At 45.2% G+C, this 19,761-nt stretch carries 11 protein-coding genes; 5 read left to right on the top strand and 6 right to left on the bottom strand.

Annotated features, from left to right (window positions below; genetic code table 11):
- Positions 1–972 precede the first annotated feature (972 nt).
- Positions 973–1,839, top strand: coding sequence for an OmpA/MotB family protein (locus H515_RS0101820; protein ID WP_025877319.1), 867 nt, complete (start codon positions 973–975; stop codon positions 1,837–1,839).
- Between the two features lie 148 nt (positions 1,840–1,987).
- On the opposite strand, the gene H515_RS0101815 is transcribed toward H515_RS0101820, so the two are convergent.
- Positions 1,988–2,617: an AlbA family DNA-binding domain-containing protein gene (locus H515_RS0101815; RefSeq protein ID WP_025877321.1), complete on the bottom strand. Its 630-nt coding sequence runs from the start codon at positions 2,615–2,617 to the stop codon at positions 1,988–1,990.
- Between the two features lie 334 nt (positions 2,618–2,951).
- On the opposite strand from H515_RS0101815, the gene H515_RS0101810 reads away from it, so the two are divergent.
- Positions 2,952–5,198 carry an inorganic phosphate transporter gene (locus tag H515_RS0101810; protein ID WP_025877323.1) on the top strand — a complete coding sequence of 749 codons (2,247 nt, stop codon included), beginning with the start codon at positions 2,952–2,954 and terminating at the stop codon, positions 5,196–5,198.
- 596 nt (positions 5,199–5,794) lie between these two features.
- Here H515_RS0101810 and H515_RS0101800 read toward each other — a convergent pair.
- From H515_RS0101800 to H515_RS0101790, 3 genes are all read right to left on the bottom strand, one after another.
- Complete coding sequence (locus H515_RS0101800) at positions 5,795–7,201, bottom strand: sensor histidine kinase (protein WP_025877327.1); 1,407 nt, start codon at positions 7,199–7,201, stop codon at positions 5,795–5,797.
- A gap of 32 nt (positions 7,202–7,233) precedes the next feature.
- A complete protein-coding gene (locus H515_RS0101795; protein WP_025877329.1) occupies positions 7,234–7,932 on the bottom strand; it encodes a response regulator transcription factor in 699 nt (232 codons plus the stop codon).
- Between the two features lie 96 nt (positions 7,933–8,028).
- Positions 8,029–9,231, bottom strand: a complete 1,203-nt coding sequence (locus H515_RS0101790) for a hypothetical protein (RefSeq protein ID WP_025877331.1) — start codon at positions 9,229–9,231, stop codon at positions 8,029–8,031.
- A gap of 637 nt (positions 9,232–9,868) precedes the next feature.
- Between H515_RS0101790 and H515_RS0101785 the strand changes: the two genes are divergently transcribed.
- Together H515_RS0101785 and H515_RS0101780 are read left to right on the top strand one after the other, a co-directional pair.
- The gene (locus H515_RS0101785; protein WP_028901501.1) at positions 9,869–12,895 is read left to right on the top strand and encodes a leucine-rich repeat domain-containing protein; all 3,027 of its coding nucleotides are present in this window, start codon (positions 9,869–9,871) and stop codon (positions 12,893–12,895) included.
- A gap of 294 nt (positions 12,896–13,189) precedes the next feature.
- On the top strand, positions 13,190–16,156 hold the full coding sequence (locus H515_RS0101780) for a leucine-rich repeat domain-containing protein (protein WP_028901500.1): 2,967 nt from the start codon (positions 13,190–13,192) through the stop codon (positions 16,154–16,156).
- 631 nt (positions 16,157–16,787) lie between these two features.
- On the opposite strand, the gene H515_RS14380 is transcribed toward H515_RS0101780, so the two are convergent.
- The gene (locus H515_RS14380; RefSeq protein ID WP_154653615.1) at positions 16,788–16,925 is read right to left on the bottom strand and encodes a hypothetical protein; all 138 of its coding nucleotides are present in this window, start codon (positions 16,923–16,925) and stop codon (positions 16,788–16,790) included.
- Between the two features lie 128 nt (positions 16,926–17,053).
- On the opposite strand from H515_RS14380, the gene H515_RS0101775 reads away from it, so the two are divergent.
- Positions 17,054–17,269: a hypothetical protein gene (locus H515_RS0101775; RefSeq protein ID WP_025877333.1), complete on the top strand. Its 216-nt coding sequence runs from the start codon at positions 17,054–17,056 to the stop codon at positions 17,267–17,269.
- 1 nt (position 17,270) lies between these two features.
- Here H515_RS0101775 and H515_RS0101770 read toward each other — a convergent pair whose 3' ends face one another.
- On the bottom strand, positions 17,271–19,529 hold the full coding sequence (locus H515_RS0101770) for a polyribonucleotide nucleotidyltransferase (protein WP_028901499.1): 2,259 nt from the start codon (positions 19,527–19,529) through the stop codon (positions 17,271–17,273).
- Positions 19,530–19,761 lie beyond the last annotated feature (232 nt).

Genomic DNA, 19,761 nt, shown 5'->3' with positions numbered 1-19,761 from the left:
TATGACCAGGCCAATATGGAAATCTCCAAGGCAATAGCCTTCTACAACAACAGACGACCGCATATGAGCATAGGAATGAAATGTCCGATGGATGTCTATAGAGGCGAACAACCCGGGAGAAATCTTTGGAAAAAGAGATAAATGCTTGCAAAAAAGAAAAATATAACGTATCTTTGGAACGCCGAAAATATGGCGAACGACGGTCTTATGCCATCTTCACCAAAGGTCCCAGGGGGCATCGAGCCCCCTAAGACCTTGCCGAAAATATGACGGAACTTAGGTGTTGTCCATCTTCTTTTATACAAGTGCACTGACTTCAAATTTAACCTATATAATGTTAATGTCAAGTCATTCAGTAAATAAGAAAATATTTGACAAGTAAAACAGAAATACATCGTCAGATCTGACAAGTGAATTCAGGAAAAGACATGACAGGTAAGCTTCGGTTTGCCAATACGTGACCTTTTACGGTGCGGAAGCTCACCTTTTGTGGTACAAAAGCTTACCATTTAGAATACAACTCTTCATTTGACTGACAATCAACAACTTGTTGGTAGTCATTAATCAAGATAGTCTTGGAAAGTTTACCCTATGTCTTTGTCGGAATATCGCGAACCGATATTGATCCATTGCTTTGTGTTGACGAGGAGAATGAAGCTTTATTCGTTTTCATTGTGAGTCCAAAGAATGCCAACCTTTAACCTCTAAAAGTGTTAAAATATAAATTGAAAGCTATGTTTTTATCTGAAAATGCGGTAGATTGGTAAACTGGGGTTAAAAATACCTAAAGCTATTATTCTTTTGTAGTTTTTCAACGTCAATTAGATAACTTTGCAAAAAATGGGCTTGGGTTGATGCAACCCTTATCGCCATGAGTAATATGAAAAACCTTCGGTGTAGTGCAATTAACCATTATGCGTCGAAACATAAGTCTTAATTCGCTATATCATAATATAAAAAGAAAGTAACAATATGAAAAAGAACCTTTTAACTTTTACATTGGTTGCCGTAGCCATCCTTCTTTCGGGTTGTGCAAGCAAGAAGGACCTGGAGAATTGCCAGACTGAGAATCAGCGTCTGACTGGCGAATATCAAAGTGCAAAGGAAACTATTGCAGCCAACAATGCGCGTATCAAGAGCCTTGAAGACCAGTTGGCACAGGCAAAGGCCAGCGCCGCAGCATTGCAGGGAAGCCTTGACAAGAGCTTGAACAATGCAAATTCTAACAATGTGAATATCTCTAAGTTAGTTGACCAAATCAATGAGAGCAACCAGTACATACGACATCTGGTTGAGGTAAAGAGCAAGAGCGACTCACTCAACGTTGTTTTGACCAACAACCTCACCCGCAGCTTGAGCAAGGAAGAGCTGAAGGAGGTTGACGTGCAGGTGCTCAAGGGTGTTGTCTATATTTCTTTGGCCGATAATATGCTGTATAAGAGCGGATCTTATGAGATAAACGACCGCGCTGAGGAGACTTTGAGCAAGATTGCGAAGATCATCATGGACTACAGAGACTACGAAGTGCTTATCGAGGGCAACACAGACAACGTTCCCGTGAACACCATGAGCGAGAAGATGAAGAATATCCGCAACAACTGGGACCTTTCTTGTCTTCGTGCATCATCGGTGGCGCAGTACTTGCAAAACCGTTTCGGTGTCGATCCGAAGCGATTGACGGCTGGTGGGCGCGGAGAGTACAACCCTCTCGTTGCTAACGATACGGAACTCGGCAAGCAACGCAACCGCCGCACACAGATTATCATTACACCTAAGCTCGACCAGTTCATGGATTTGATTGGCGAAGCTCCAAAGACGAAGAACGCCCAGCAACAATAACAGACTTCAAGCTGATGGAAAAGAAAACTGCAAGCACTCAACCGTGCTTGCAGTTTTTTTTAGATGGATACTAAAAACAGGCTTATAAAAGTCTCATCTTATTTCCGAGGGTGAAGGAACACCCAGCTTTCAACTTTACTTACCTTTCTCATGCGATTTCAAAAGTGAACCTGTCGTCAGCATAATTGCATCTGACGACACCATACCTCACCAGTCTGGCAAGGGTAGAGATGACCGTATGCCGGTTGATTTTCGAGAGACGTACCAGTTTGTTCAAGGTCTCATTGGGCTGTTCTTTGATGACGGCGAGCAGATGCTGGGTCTTTTCCGTGTATTCCATCATGCTCTTGGGTTGCAGCTCCTGCCTCCACATCTCCAGATGAATGGGTGATGCGACGATATTCTCATCCTTTATGCGGACGTAGGCGCATTTATTGCCCATTTCATCGACAGCAAGCAGAGGTTTATTGGATGTCGGCGGAATGGTGGCAATGACGATATTTTTGTTCTCCACGTGGAGAGTGGAGAACGAGATGTCGCTTTCGGGCGAACAATATCTGTATGCCGCGGCATGCATCATGTAGATTTCCTCTTCCGATTTTACACCAGAGATGTGTCCGTCGTCTCTGACTCCAATCAGCAACCTTCCACCATCGGTATTGGCAAAGGCAGATACCGACTTGGCCAACTTCACCGCATCCTGTATCTTATATTTGAAGTCTTGTTGCTGGTGCTCACCTTGCTCAATCAGCGACTGAAGATATTGTTGCTGGTTCATGATTTTAAATAATTTCTTGCAAAGGTAATGAATTTTGCTGCACCAATGAAATATCCGCAATTGTTTAATGATAATTTCAAAAATACTCCTCCTTATTCTGTCGAGCCTTAGAGTAAAGCCCGTTGACGATGATTCCCTACAAACCGTTTCAACGAATTAACAAGCTTATATCCAACTAATTATCTACTGTTTTACGATCATTCGATACTCTACATTCCCCTTTTTAGTCCTTCCTTGTAACCGAATTGTAACATGTGTTTAACTATCTTGTAACATGCATGTTATACCTTTGTGCGCAAAAATAATAAGTATATACATATTATACAGTTACTAAATGGAAACAATGTATCTTTGTATCGTCGTCTTTCTGCTTTGTCTGGCAGTGTTCGACCTGTTTGTGGGAGTCAGTAACGACGCCGTCAATTTCTTGCAGTCAGCTGTTGGCGCAAGAGTAGCCAATTATCGCACAATCGTAATCATCGCCTCGATTGGCGTTGGGTTAGGTGCCGTGATGTCATCGGGTATGATGGATGTGGCACGACACGGCATTATGACGCCAAGCCAGTATTCTTTCAGTGAAGTGATGACCATCTTTCTGGCCGTGATGGTCACCGATGTCATTATCCTTGATGTCTTCAACACGCTGGGAATGCCAACTTCTACGACAGTGTCGCTCGTATTCGAGTTGCTCGGAGGTACGTTTATCGTTGCCTGTATCAAGATGGCGGGCGACGAGCAATTGGGTTTCTCCGACCTAATGAACACCGAACAGGCACTGAAGGTCATCATTGCAATATTCGTCTCTGTGGCAATAGCCTTTGTTTTCGGTGCCATCGTCATGTGGATATCGCGCGTTGTCTTCACCTTCAATTACAAAAAGCACTCCCGTTACTCAATAGCGCTGTTCGGTGGTATAGCTTTCACGGCCCTTTCTTACTTTATTTTCATGAAAGGTCTTGGGAAAAGCCCTTATCTTTCTGACCAAGCAAAGGACTATATAGAGCAAAACATCAGCCTTCTGTTGCTGGCCACATTCGTTGCCTCAACCGTCATGATGGAAGTACTCCATCTTTTGCGCGTCAACATCTTCAAATTTGTTGTTCTGATGGGAACTTTCGCCTTGGCGATGGCCTTTGCTGGCAACGACTTGGTGAACTTCATCGGAGTGCCCCTTGCCGGTTTGGATTCCTATCAGGTGTTCAGCGCCAATGCAGACGGTGCCAGCGACACGGCCTTCATTATGACCTCTCTGATGGAAAGCGCCAAGACCTCACCAGGTTGGTTGTTGGGCGCTGGTGCAATCATGATTATTGCCATGGCCACATCGAAGAAGGCGCAGAACGTAATCAAGACAAGTGTTGATCTTAGCCGTCAGGACGAAGGCGATGAGATGTTCGGCAGTTCGAGCGCGGCCCGCGCTATTGTTAGGTTCGCGCAGACAATAGGCGGGAATGTCAATACGGCCGTGCCACATTGCATCAGCAATTGGATTGACTCACGTTTCTCCGAGAAAAATACGGATGAGGTTCAGAGCGACGTTGCGTTCGATGTTGTTCGTGCAGCGGTCAACCTTGTATTGGCGTCCATGTTGATAACCATCGGCACAAACTTGAAGTTGCCATTGTCAACCACCTACGTTGCCTTCATGGTGGCCATGGGTTCAAGCCTGGCTGACCGTGCATGGGGACGCGAGAGCGCAGTGTTCCGTGTCACGGGCGTACTCTCCGTCATCGGTGGGTGGTTCATCACCGCTGGTGCGGCATTCATCGCCTGTGCCATCGTTTGTGTATTGATGTTCTATGGTGGCATCTTTATGAAAGTAGTCTTCATGGCTTTGGTGGTGTTCCTTCTGATTCGTTCTGAGCGCAAATACAAGCAGAAGATGGCTCAGGAGGGCAATGGAAATGTGTTCCAGCTGATGATGCGTACCCGCGACCCTGAATTGGTGTGGGATATGCTGCAGCGTCAGGTTTCGAACACCCAGTCACACGTTTGCCGGTTCGCATTGGAACAGTTTAATGCCATTATTGACGGATTCCAGAATGAGCAGATAAAAGAGCTTCGCCATACTAACAGGGAACTCCGTTCGGAGTCGGATATTTTGAAGAAATATCGCCGACAGGAAATGTTAGGCCTCAAACGGTGTCCGCCTGAGACAGCAATAGAACGCAACACGTGGTTCCATCTTGGAGCAAACTGCAGCCAGCAGTTCATTTATTCACTGCGAAGAATGCTCGATCCTATCAGGGAACATATCGGCAACAGTTTCAATCCAGTGCCACAGGAATTTATCAATGAGTTCGAACCTATACAACTAAAAATCAACGAACTGATGAAACAGAGCGAGACCCTTATTTCAACTCGTCGCTTCGAGAACTATCGCAGCGTTTTGACGGATGCAGACCAGGTGAAGGACGAGTTGTCGGTATTGCGCAAGCGCCATCTCGACCGCATGCAGAATGCTCAGGGCAATTCAGACTTCCAAGTTTCGGTTGTCTATCTGAACCTCTTGCAGGAAACGCAGCAGTTCCTCAACGCCATGCGCCATCAGTTGCGTGCAGCAAAGAAGTTCACAGAATAAGCGACGGTTGATTTTTGAGCACAAGTCTGTCAATAGAACCTGTCCCAAAAAGGGAATGAAAATTGTCTGATAACGATTTTATCATTATTGAACGACAGGCTTGTGACCTGATAAACGATTGGTATTCATACTTAGATAGAGTGGGTGCTTGCATGCACCGATTGGTGAAAGAGATTGAACCGCATGGTTCAATCTCTTTTCTTTGTTCATCAATGCAAGGGTGAAGGAATAGGAATTTGCGATTGCTCGCACCAGACCAACATTAACAAGACTGGTTTTCGGCCACTGATTCAGGCTGAAAGGGCCGCTCCGTTGGAAAGCAAAAACAATTCAAACTACATGCCTTGTATCAACGTTTCCCAAACCACTGGAAATCAGCAAGATATGTTTTATGTTGCGATAGGTCACCTTTTGCGTTGCAATACATGACCTATGAGCTTCCAAAAGGTCACCTTTCGCATTGTGATAGCTGATCTTTTGGATTGTGGAATTTTTCCTCATATCCGAGATACGATGTGGATGGTGTGTTAAAACCAATCGTTCATTCGACCGAATGTTCACGATTGGATGATAAAAATATGGCTTCCTGACTGCATTCAGGCTTTAATGCAGAAATCGAATCTCAGTCCGCTGGGAATGTTCTTGCTGACCTCGATACTTCCTCCGTGAAACAACACTGCGTTCTTCACGATAGCAAGTCCCAGCCCTGTTCCGCCAAGTTTGCGACTTCGCCCCTTGTCGATTCTGTAGAACCTTTCGAAGAGTCGTGGCAAGTGTTTCCGGCTCACACCCAATCCGTTGTCGATGAAGCTGAAATTCCAGTATCCATTTTTTTCGTAAGCATTGAGTGTGATTGTCGTTCCGTCGCCAGCATAGGATATTGCGTTGTCGGTGAGATTGCGGAACACACTATAGAGCAAGCTTTTGACACCCTTAACCACAATGCTTTCAGGGAGATTGTTCAGGAAAGTCATCTTTCGTTTGTTCAGTTCCAATGCCGTCTCCTTCTGAATGTTGCCCACCAGCTGGCAGATGTCTATGATCTCAACGTCCATCATCTGCGCTCCGTCGTCCATTCTGTTGAGCGTTGAGATGTCCCTCAGTAGCGAAGTCAACCGTTCTGTCTGTGTATAGCAACGGTCGAGGAACTGCTTTTTGTTCTCCTCCGTTATGTGTGGGTTGTCCAATATCGTCTCAAGATAGCCCTGAATGGATGCCACCGGTGTCTTAAGTTCATGGGCGATGTTCTGCGTCAGTTGGCGTTTCAACACGTCTTGCTCCTGTCTTGTTGACTCCAGACGTTTGTAGATTTTGATGATTCGCTCGGCAATTTCGCCCAGTTCGTCGTCTGGAAACTCGGCGAGATCTTCGATGTCGAGGCTCTCATTGTTATCTGCGCGCGAGGCAAAGATTTTCAGTTTAGTGATGTTTTTGTCAAGACTGTTGACGAATCGGTAAATAACGATGGTCAGTAGTGTGATGGCCAGCAGCGAGAACCAAATGTAATGCTGATCGGACTTCAGCGACTTTGCCAGATCGTCGTTGTAGGGCAGCGCAGAACGGATGATGACTCGCTGCGCGGGAAAATAGGTGGCAGAGTAGAAAAAGTCTTGTTTCAGCGTCTTACTCTTCCGTTCCACCGTCGATCCGAACCCCGTTCTCAAAGCCTCTATCACTTCTTCGCGATTCCTGTGATTGGAGATTTTGGCATGATCCTTTTTCAAATTGTCGAAAAAGACGGTTCCATCTGGTCGCATCAAAGTCACCCTCAAGTCCTTCCACGCATGCGATTCAACGTAATTGGTAATGTTCCGCCTTGTGTAGCTGTTCTTTCCCAGTTCCTCAGCCATGTGTTTGTTGAAAATTTGCAACTGAAGCTCAAGCGTGTGCACCTTGTATTGCTTCTCACGGTTCTGCTGAAAAACAATAAACGCTATCGAAAAGATAAGGAAAACGGCCATAATGCTCAAGTAGAGTTTATGACCGATACTGATTTTCTTCATAATATTTTTCTTACAACCTAAAGTTGGGTGAACTAAGTGTTGAAATAATAGCCGAAGCCCAATCGTGTAGCGATACACTTTGAGAATCGTCCTATCTTCTTTCTGACCCTTGTTATATAAACATCCACTGTCCTGTCGAGCACCAATACGTCTTTTGGCCAGATTCGTTCGATGAGCTCTTGTCTTGAGAACACCCGTCCTTTCTCCTCAAGAAGTAGGTGAAGGAGCTCAAATTCGGTCTTTGTGAAAGGTATTTCCTCATTGTCGATCTTCACAGTCTTCTTCTCCAAGTCCATCTCCAGTCCCTGAAAGGTGAGCTTGTTCTGCTGTTCGGGGGCAGCTTCGCTCACCACTTCCGTGCGATGGAGCACCGCTCGTACCCTGAGGATGACCTCTCGGATTGAGAATGGTTTGGAAATGTAGTCGTCGGCTCCCAGATTGAATCCCGTTACGGTGTCGTTCTCTGAGTCACGGGCCGTCAGGAAAATGATAGGAATGTTCTTTGTCGCCGCGTTATCTTTCAGTTTCTTTGCCATTGCAAAACCGGAAATTTCGCCCATCATTACATCAAGGAGTATGAGATTGTACTGTTGGACATCCATCTCCAGTGCTTCTTCGGCTGAATGTGCAGTATCAACGATGTAATCCTCTGTCTCCAGGTTGAACTTTAGTATTTCGCAAATGTCTTCTTCGTCATCTACTACTAAAATGTGGTGTTTGATTTCGCCCATTTTGTTTATTATTAGATTTTGTGCAAATATAGATTTTTTTTTCGTAATATATTTTGTTTTTGTGTTAAAATCCTATGAAAGAAACTTGTTTTGTAACTATTCCCATGTAGGTATCGTTACTTCTTTCCTGAATCCCCTCACCGACCGCAGTATGAAAGTGTATTTAGCGCCTTTGACGAATGAGTATTCTTGTATTTCCTGCAAAGTTCTGACGGGCTTGCCATTGATGTTCAACACGATGTCGCCCTCGCGAAATCCTTTCTTATATAACTGTGAGTTGTGTCTGATGGTAGCCACCACAGGTCGGCTGTTGTCGTCTATATAGGCGATGTCTTCAACCTTGTTGTCAACTTTCACACTGTTGCCTCCCGTGTATGACCAGAACTTGATGTGCTTTTTCTTCGGATTGATGACGAATGTTCCGTAGTTGAGTATCTGTGCGCCAAATTTCGAGTCGCCTTGTGTTGTCGTTGCGTGAATGTCGGCGAAGCTGAAGTTGCCCCAAGGGAGTGCGGGGAAGTGGATGAAGAACATCAGACTGCGTGCCTCCAATCCGTAGCTGCCAACTACTGATTGTGCGTAGGTGGTCTCTTCTATCATGGCTGGAATGCGGGAGTCCTTGTATCGGGCAGCGTCGAAGTGCTGTTTGTTCATGACAAAGAAGTCGTCGGTTCCAGTGTCAAAGAGTACAGGTTCCTTATGGTCAAGGAAGGTGTTGACTTCGATGTAGGGTGTCCATCGCTGGAGCTTGTATTTCAGTTCGAAGCCAGGCTCTTTGTCGAAGAAATTCTTGATATCGGTAATGATGAGCCGCTTTCTCTTGACGTCGATTTTGGCCTGCAGTCCCTTGTTGAACAAGTCGAAACCGATGATTCCGTCATAGATGTAGTGTCGTTTCGGACGGTTCAGCAGCGCCCCCACATAGTTTCGGATTTTAATACCTTGCGTGCTTCCAAGTGATATTTCAGGGAATTTCACCACCTCAATGGTGTCAATACGCCCGTTGGCATCCTTCGAGTTGATAGTGCCCAGCGACTGGCTGTAAGATATGCCACTTCCGACGTAAGCTATGCCTTGTGACGAGCCAGTATCGAGGTTGAACAGATGGCGCTTTCCTTCGATATAGACTGGTATAAACACTTGGTTGCCCATGATGAGGATGGGTATCGTATCGACGAAATTGGTTGCCGACACTGTGAAATTCGTGTTGTAGCGGTGGATTCCGTCATCAACTTGTGCGCGGGATACAAGGGGGAGCAGCAGAATGGCGAATATTTGAATGAATCTTTTTGTTGCCATAGTCAAGCGAATTGGTATCTTACAAAGATAGGAATTTAATCTTAACCGTGCAAATGGTCTATTGGACTGAGCAGCTTTCCCATGCTGTTGTGGGGCTTTGCGGACGACTGTTTGTAAAATATTTTTCTAATCGTTTTCCGTTTGCTGAGCCTTTACGATGCCATAGCTCACTTATCAGCATGCGAAAGGTCAGCTTTCGCATCGCAAAAGGTCAGCTTTCGCAATTAGAATTGTATCACACTGAATATCAACCTGTTATCATCTTTTGAAAATATTCGTTAAATGTAAAACTTTTTCCTTGTCCGTTTGAAATGTATGCCCTACGTAATGCAAGACGGTTAGTTACAGACTGTAACCATAAGATTAATTGAAATTATAAATTATGCATAAAAATTTATTTTAATTGATATATTGCTTTTTTATTGTTATTTTCCTTTGTGATTTACAAAAAATACCTATCTTTGCGAAATCAATCAATTATTCGCAACGATTAAGTACTTTTTGTACCATGAATAGTGCTCATTTCTGAATTTTTGTCATGTAAATCTTTAAATGAAAAGATTAAGCGGAAAGTCAGACACTTTAGTGAAGGTGAGATATTTACTGAATAAATTATGTATAACTCTAAACGAAGATCATGAAAAAAGTTTTACTTCTGTTTGTGTTCATTCTCCAATGCGTTGGTTTGATACAAGCACAGACAATTGAGAACGGAGTTTTGAAATCATGGGGTGATGCCAAAGGTGCTATCACCATTCCAGCTGAGGTAACCGAAATAGCCGAGAATTGTTTCTACACTCCTGGCGAAGAGGGTTCCGAAGATGGATGGGGTGGCGGAACCGATCCAGTTAGCAATACCGACATCACAAGCGTTGATTTCAACAATGTGAAGATTATTGGCAAGAATGCATTTAACGGATGTACCGGAATTACATCTATCGTTGCCAATAAAGTTGAGAATATTTCCGAAGGCGCATTTTCGGGTTGTAATTCATTGGCAAGTCTGTCGTTGCCGGCTGTTGTCAGCATTGGCAAGAAGGCATTTGCCTATTGTAATGAGATTACCTCTATCAGCCTCGGAAATACGCTTGCCAACATTGAGGGCAATCCATTTCTGATGTGTACAAGCGTTGGAACGCTTGAGATGGCTGACGGCGGGAAGGACTTTAAGACTATGAACAATGCCCTTATCCGCCTGAGTGACAAGGCACTCGTATCGCTTGCAGGCGCAGCCAAGGAGATAGTGTTGCCAGAAGCTGACTGCTCTTCTATCGGAGAAGAAGCGATGTATGGCTGCCAGAACCTTCAGAAGATTGATTTGGCGGGCGTAGTGGAAATAGGAAACAAAGCGTTGACAAACTGTAGGGCGCTTTCCGAACTGTTCGTTCCTAACCTCAAGAACGTAATCGACAACAGTTACATCACTTGGAGTGGCGTGGGTGCTCTGAGTGTTGTCGATATTCATCTGAGCAAAGATTTCAATTCATTTGGCAATTCCGTCTTTCCCGATAAGGAAACAACCACAATTTATGTGGCGTCCGATGCAATTAAGACGAAACTCTCATCAGTATTCAAAAAGTGTAAGATAGTTGTAGGTGCACCCGGAGAACTGAAAAAGTACAAGGTTACCTATACTTGCAATGAAGGTGGTGTGATGGAAGCGTGGACAACCGGTGGCATAAATGTTGAAAGCGGACAAGAAGTAAACGAAGGTTCGCTTGTAAGAATCAAAGCCACTCCTCGCAGCAACTACGAGATTGAGTCATGGAAAGTCAATGGAAAGATTTTGACAGAAACGCTCCCCGCTGAAGGAACATGCGGACAAATCTATACTGTCAGCACGCTTGGCGAGCCACTTAATGTTGTTGTTACATTCAAAGAAAAGCCACAGAGCTATGTTATTTTCTTCAGAAGCCGTGCACCTGAATACGGAACGTTGACTTGCAAGACTGAAAAGGGCGAGGAAGTGAAGTCCGCCGGCACAGTGCCCGTAGGCAGCAAGCTGACTTTCACCGCTACCCCACGCGATGGATTCAGAGTAACTGAATGGTATCGCGAAGTAACAAACGGCACAGAATCATCATACGTGACAATCTCTGGACAGATGGGGCATTTGACTTATACTTGCGATGCTGTAGATGCCATGGAAATTCAGGTTGATTTCGAACGCAATGCCAATACCCATGTGGTGAAATACGAGTCTCTTAACAAGTTCGCTACCATTACAGCCACGGCCGATGGCACTGACTTTAAAACAGGAGCGGCCATTAATAAAGGTGCAAAAGTTGTTTTCACAGCTCATCCTATCGAGGGCTACAGCGTAGATAGCTGGTTGTTGGACGGAGAAGTTATTATCGGAGAGAAAAACAATACATATATAATTGAGTCATTGAATAGTGATGTTCAGATTTCGTTGATATGTTCAGAGGCAGAGCCTGAAAAGCCAAACAAACCCGTTATCAATGGTGAGCATCTTGTTTCATGGCAACCTGTCGGACCAGCCGTGACACCTGATGGCGTGACCATAATCGACACAAGGGCATTCGAAGGAGCAAACAAAATGACTTCGTTCCTCGTTTCCAAAGATGTAAAGAGCATTGGAGAGCTCGCTTTTCTCTATTGTGTCAGCTTGGAGAAAATAAATGTCGATCCGCAGAACCCATATTTCACAGAAATCGATGGAGTAGTATATACTAAGGACAAAACAAAGCTTGTGGCTTATCCTATCGGACGAAAGGTAACTACTTATGAGATACCAGCAACGGCTAAGGGAATCATGCCCGGTGCGTTCGCATCCAATTTCTATCTCACAGAGATAACAGTCGCACAGCCAAATGCCGACCTTGTCGCTGATAAGGGAATCTTGTATTCTGCTGATAAGAAGACTTTGATTTTCCACCCGATACCCAACCATAAAGAAGTGGAAATCATTCCCGGAGTCGAAACAATCGCTCGCTATGGGTTCGCATTCAGCCCTGTATTGGAGAAGTTGAAGTTCCCCGAAACATTAAAGAAGATTGAGGCTTTGGGGCTCACTTACAACATGGTTCTCAGTTCAATCGGATGGAAAGAGGGTGTGACGCCACAATTAGAGGAAATCGGCGACTCTGCCTTCTATCAGGATATTTCTCTGTTGAGCTTGCCTTATATCGCCTCACTGAAGAAAATTGGAGAAGCAGCGTTCATGAACGGACTGTTGCTTGAGGAGATTCATATTCCCGCCGGATGTACAATCGGTAACAATGCCTTCAGACATTGCCAAGCCTTGAAGCATGTTTATGCGTATGACAAAACCCCACAGGTCATTGCAGATGATATGTTCCATGATATCGAGTTTATCAATGAGGCAACTCTTTATGTACCAAAGGAAAGCGGAGACCTGTACAAAAACGCTGCCGGATGGAAGTATTTTGTTCAGATTAACCCAACCATCACGGGAATTGAGGCTGTCAATGCCGAGGGCAATGATATCAGCGTGACGAGGCAAAACGGAGGTTTTGTTGTCAAGGGAATGAGCTTCGGTCAGCAGTATGCTCTTTACACTATCGATGGTAAGCTGATTTTGAAAGGTCAGGCAATTTCTAATGAGACCTTCATACCAGCCAACAATGCCAAGATTTGTGTATTGAAAGTCAAAGGTGGTAAAGCTATCAAACTAATGTAATGCAGACTTCTTGAAAAGTTATGTATTCATTCTTGGCTGCTCAGATGGGCACTTCCCCCACATTGCCGGTGCTATGTGGCAAGCAAGTGCCCATTCCGAAGAGCCATTATACCCACATCTATATTTCGGTCACTCAGCCGTCTTAAATGAGCGATGCAGTGTGCTGCACAATTGAATGAAAGACGGCTGAATGGCAGAAAAGAGATGCGATTGAAAAAGCAAAGCAGAATTACAAAGATAAAAGAGAGAATAAAGCTATATTAACGAATTAAGTTTAAAATAATCTTGAGTTCTATGAAAAGAATCTTACTATTTTGTTTCCTTTTTGTGTCAGCCTTTGTAGGAGCATTGGCACAGGGAGAAGTGGTTATTGGAACCAATTTGCCCGTGGGCAGTACCTTAAAGTTCTATATGACCAATGTTAATACAGACGCAAAAGTCTATGTTGACTGGGGCGATGGTGTAAAACAGGAAGCGACTCTTTCGGGTTGGAGTGCTCTTAAGAATACGGAGGGAGTGTTGAAGAACGACACTATCATCGTGTATGGTGACTTCTCAACATTCGACGTTGAGGATCAAAAGGTAACGGTTCTGAATTTTAAGAACCAAAACAGCCTTGTAACCATTACAGCAAAGAACAATGAGCTGACGTTCGATGGTCTTGACTTCACGGGTGCTCCTAATATTGTAAACCTTGATTTGACAAACAATAAAATTAAACGACTCAAGGTGGATAATCTCTTGAAGTTGGAACAGTTCCAAGCTAACAAAAATCCGGAGCTTTCAACAGTTATCTTTCCCAATGGAAGCACCTCTCTCAAAGGAATCTATATGGCGGACTGTGATATTACGCACTTCTATCCTATCAGTTTGCCCAATCTGAACTATTTGGATCTGGGAAACGGAAATCTCGACGAATTGGATTTGGGCAAGAACTATCCTAATTTAAAGAGCCTTACGGTAACAGGCAATGCCTATCTGGCCGCTATTGATGTTACCGATCTTACCAAATTGAATAAACTTGAAATATCAGGAACGGGCATTACAGAGCTGAATCTCGTAAACAATCCTGACCTTATTTCTTTGGATGCTTCAGGGACCGGCATCGAAAAGCTCGACCTAACCAACAACACCAAAGTGACAACGTTGTTGCTTGGAAACACCAAGCTCACAAAGTTGGATATAAGCAAACTCGCCAATCTACAGACTATCAATTTGGAGAATACACTTGTAAAGCGTATTGACCTCTCAAACTGTCGCTTCATCCGTGATGTAAATATGAAGAATACGGCTATTCAGTTCCTCGACATGCACTCGGCAATCGGCACAAACCGTCTGAACCGATTGGATATCAGAAACTGTGAAAAGATGACACCTCAGTCATTGAATTTCACTTTTATGGCTATGCCTCCTCACAATGGCCTTTCCTATGGAACAAATGTTTTCATAGCAGGCTCCAATGGCGAGACTTCAAAGACGGAATACCTTAAATATGATGAGGACAACTATTATCTTCCTGACGTGAAAGGTGACGGATCTGCTCCGATGGACTCCATTAACATCGTCATGAAACCAGCTAACGGCGTGGCATACAAACTTGTTCAGGTGGCCAACGATGGGTTTTACGCAACATGGAATGACATTACGACAAAGGCCGTTCCGGGTTTCCCTATCAAAGTCTCAGCGAAAGCTCCCGAAGGCACGGAACTTGTGGGCGTGGAAATCAACGGAGAACTCTACGAGGACAGTGTTTTCGTTGTCTCAACCACAGCTACCATCAAACCAGTATTCAAGACAACGGGAAACAACGATTACATCCGCCTCACCGTTCCGACAGGTGTCAAGCAACAATACTATCTTGCCGTCAGCGAGGAAGGCAGCCAAGTAACTATTGACTGGGGAGATGGCAACAAGATTCCAGTAGCGGTCAAGACCTCACCCACCGCCATCGAAGGCACGTCGAGCGGTAAACAAGTAACCATCTATGGAGCTGTGAGCAGCGCGGACTTCTCAAGCTATCCACACATCTCAGCCGATAACCTGATTACCGCTGTGGATGTGAGCCATAACAACCATTTGCATTGGCTCTCAACCTATATGAATGCTATTGGAACGCTGAACATCGATAACCTCACCGAACTTGACACGCTCGATTGCGGATATTCTAACATCGCCACTCTCAATATCAACAAAAATACGAAACTTGTCTGCCTTCGTGCAAACGGCAACTTCCTTGAGGCAATCGACGTGAGCAATGCGCCTGAATTGAACTATCTTGAGGTCAACAATAATTCAATAGACGAACTTGACCTGAGCAAAAACGGAAAGTTAGTAACACTCATAGCAAACAACAACAGTCTTACATCGGTTGATGTTGCACACATGCCTGAGCTTCAGGTGCTGAGAGTTGCGGGCAACGTCATCGGCACTTTGAACATCGACAACAATACGAAACTTCTGGAACTGGACGCTTCCAAGAATATCATTACCAGTCTTAATCTTGCCAACAACAAAGAATTGAGCAGGTTGATGCTGAACGGAAACAAACTGACAGGGCTCGATGTGAAGGGACTCAACAACCTCTCTTATATCAATATCGGTGACAACAAGTGGGATGCTTGTACCATGAACGACTTCTACTACACGCTTTCACCTTACAAAAAGCGTGAAGGCGACGCCGCCGGTTTCAAATTGTTCTCAAGAGGTGATGTTGCGGAAACTTACAACGATGCAGAACATGCAGAATCTAAGCTGGCAACTGAAAAGGGATGGGCAGTCAACTACGAAGGCGACGGCACTGGTTGCGACATGGCTTATGTGACAATCGCCACACCTGAGAACGGAACGGTGAAGGTCTATACTACCACCGACACCGAGGTGCTGAATGGAACGAAGGTGAACAAGAACACGGAGCTGAAGGTTGTATCTACTCCGGCAAATGGATATGCCGTAGAGTCCGCAACAGCTAATGGCGAAACGCTTGTTGACAACAAGTTCAAAGTAACCGAAGCTACCACGGTCGTTGTCAAGTTCAAGGTTTCAGATAACATCAATGGTGTAAGCTCAAATTCTATTACCGTTGAAGGCGGAAACCGTGAGCTTGCCTTCACAACTTCAGAGCCTATCGGCGTTCGCGTATATACGACAGGTGGCAAGCTTGTCTTTGCCGAAACCGTCAATGGCTCAAAGGCAGTCGGACTTCCGTCAGGAGTCTATATCGTGAAGACGCGTGGCATATCAAAAGCCGTTGTGGTAAAGTAAGGTAAATCTCTTATTATATGTGATTAGAGGGCGCAGCAGACAACTTGTTGCGCTCTCTTTCTGTTTCCGCCTCCTCGCCGGAAATTCCGTTAATCGGTATGGGCGAAAAAAAGGAGTGAGGTCTGGCATCTTGGCACTTCTTATGAGGCAAAAGGCCCAGTCTGTCAGCCACGAATGTAAGGTCGAAAAACAGTCCGCCAAGACGGGTCTATAACATACTGATAGTCAATAAAATATAATTCTATTTGCGATAGGTCACCTTTTGGTATGTAATAGGTCACCTTTCACTAAACAAAAGGTCACGTTTCACATAGCAATTCATAAGCTGTGGCATGCAAAGGCTAAAATATATTGCGCTAAAGCGAGCATTCCACCACGCTACATCTCTGTTTCCATGTTGAAGTATGATACGGAAGGAATGGCTATTTTGTGGCTCCAGCAGTGCGATTTGACTGAAAATTCATACCTTTGCAGCCATTAACTGAAATCTTACGTACAAAACATCAAGACATTACATCAAATATGGAAACATAAATTTCAGTATTCAAGCACAAAATCAACATTTTTTGTATAAGAAGGCGGAGGGTTGCTCATCGGACTGATATTCGTATGGCTCAACAAAACTAAGACATCATACATCGACTAACGAGAAATCCCTGCCAAGAACACACTCAGCAGGGATTTCTTTCTTCACACGTTGGTTGAGCGAAAGACCCTCAACTCCACTCCGCCGTTCAACTGTCAGCCCGTCGTCCGATATTGCCGACATTGCTTTCAGACAGTTGCCGCTCGCTTACAGGCATCTTCCAACGCATATCTCTTGAAGTAGCCCGTTGCGATTTCGGTAGGATGGCAAACAATCTGTGCGGCAATCAATTTAAATAACCTCAGTAGCCAATGGCGGAATTGCACAAAGGAGAGATTCAGGGTCGCCCGTCCACACGGCCTCGGCACAAAACGGATTGCTATTGGCATTGCGATTGTGACCGATGGGGCGAGAACGAAATGCCCGAAACTGACCTGTCGGAAAGCGGAGCGACAGCAACTGACAACCTAAAAAAAACTCCCGCAACGGCAATGGTTGCGGGAGTTTTCAATATGATGGAGCTATGATTTAATCGTTAGCCTGTCCTTCGTTGTTGTTCGATTCGTGATTGTTGTGACGACGCTCACCATCACGGCGCGGACGACGCTCACTCCTATCACCTCTTGGGCGACGCTGTGGCTCAACATAGCCCTCCGGCTTCTCAAGCAGGCAGCGACGTGACAGCTTATACTTACCCGTCTTAGGATCGATGTCGAGGAGTTTCACCCGAATCTTGTCGCCTTCCTTGATACCAGCTTGCTCAACGGTCTCTAGACGCTTCCAGTCGATTTCTGAAATGTGGAGCAATCCATCCTTGCCCGGCATGATTTCAACAAAGCAACCATAAGGCATCACCGAGCGTACGATGCCCTCGTAGGTCTCGCCCACTTCAGGTACGGCGACGATAGATTTGATTTTGCCCACTGCAGCATCAATAGATGCCTTGTTTGGAGCAGACACCTGAACCTTACCGACACCTTCGGTCTCCTCAATGGTGATTGTCGCACCGGTGTCTTCTTGCATCTGCTGGATAATCTTACCACCAGGGCCGATGACAGCGCCGATGAATTCCTTCGGAATATCAAAGGCTACGATACGTGGAACTTGTGGCTTCATCTCAGCACGGGGTTCCGAAATCGTTTCGGTTATCTTGCCAAGGATGTGCTCACGGCCAGCCTTCGCTTGCAACAACGCCTTTTCGAGAATCTCAAACGAGAGACCATCGCACTTGATGTCCATCTGTGTGGCTGTGATACCATCGATAGTACCCGTCGTTTTGAAGTCCATGTCGCCCAAGTGGTCCTCGTCGCCGAGAATATCGCTGAGGATAGCATATTTGTCCTCTCCTGGATTCTTGATCAATCCCATTGCGATACCAGACACAGGCTTCTTCATCGGAACGCCGGCATCCATCAATGCCAGTGTGCCGGCACAGACAGTAGCCATTGATGACGAGCCATTAGATTCGAGAATCTGGCTCACCAAGCGCACTGTGTAAGGGAAATCTGAAGGAATCTGACCTTTCAGACCGCGCCAAGCCAAGTGTCCGTGACCAATCTCACGACGACCGACGCCACGTTGCGCCTTAGCCTCACCCGTACAGAAAGGAGGGAAGTTGTAATGGAGCAGGAATCGCTGATAGCTCTTGTCCAAAACGTTGTCGATCATTTTCTCATCGAGCTTCGTACCTAAGGTACAAGTTGAGAGGGACAAGGTTTCGCCACGCTGGAAATAAGCACTTCCGTGCGGCATGGGCAGCGCATCCACTTCGCACCAGATGGGTCGAATCTCGTCTGTTGCACGTCCGTCCATTCGTTTACCAGTGTCGAGCACGCTACGACGCATGGAGTCGCGCTGTACATCAGCAAAATAACGTTCAATCTCTGCGTGTTTTTCCTCGAGGTCGTCTTCTGTCAGTTCTGTATGGGCAGCATCATATGCCTCAACGAAGTCCGACTTGATTTTCTCATATGTCTCTTCGCGGTGCTTTTTGTCATTGTCGCCGCTCTGAGCCTCAGCATAGCAAGCGTCGTAGGTTTCCTTCTTTACCTGCTCGCGGAGCTCTTCGTCGTTAATTTCATCGCAATATTCGCGCTTTACGTCAGTTCCGAGTTCCTTTGCGAGCTCTTCTTGCAGCTCACACATAGGCTTAATGGCCTCGTGAGCAGCCTTCAGTGCTCCGATAAGGTCTTGTTCTGACACTTCGTCCATCTCTCCTTCCACCATCATGATGTTGTCTTTTGTAGCTCCGACCATGATATCCATGTCGGCAGACTTCATCTGTTGGAAAGTAGGATTGATGATATACTCGCCATTGACACGAGCTACTCGAACCTCTGAGATAGGGTATTCGATAGGAATATCTGACGATTGCATGGCTGCTGATGCTGCAAAACCTGCCAATGCATCAGGCATGTCAACTCCATCGGCCGAGAGAAGCATTACGGTAACGAATACTTCTGTGTGAAAATCTGCTGGAAAAAGTGGACGAAGCACACGGTCAACGAGACGTGACGTCAGGATTTCTTCGTCGTTAGCTTTGCCTTCGCGCTTTGTAAAGCCACCTGGGAAACGACCTGCGGCAGCATACTGCTCGCGATAATCAACTTGCAAAGGCATAAAGTCTGTACCCGGAACTGCCTCTTTGGCTGCACAAACAGTTGCGAGGAGTACTGTATTGCCCATTCTGAGCACAGCTGATCCGTCGGCTTGCTTTGCAACCTTTCCGGTTTCAATTGTGATGGTTCTTCCATCTGCCAATTGAAGAGTTTTCGTAATTACGTTCATCTAAAATTTAAAAATACTTATTGTTTTGACCTACATCATTAGGAAAAAGTAAAAGTCAAAAAGGTAAAAAAGCAAGTGCTGTTCTACCTTGTGGTCCGATTTACGGTTTCCGCATAAAAATAAAATCGCACAAAGTTAGTAAATTTAAGTCTGAAAAACAATAAAAAGGTGAATTATTTTACTTTTTACTGCTTCTTTTCATCTAATTATGGTATTATCTCAGGATTTTTAG

Origin of the sequence: Prevotella corporis DSM 18810 = JCM 8529, from assembly GCF_000430525.1 — a bacterium.
Classification (GTDB): domain Bacteria; phylum Bacteroidota; class Bacteroidia; order Bacteroidales; family Bacteroidaceae; genus Prevotella; species Prevotella corporis.
Note: the sequence above shows the minus strand (reverse complement) of the source record. Positions and strands in the feature narration are given on the sequence as shown.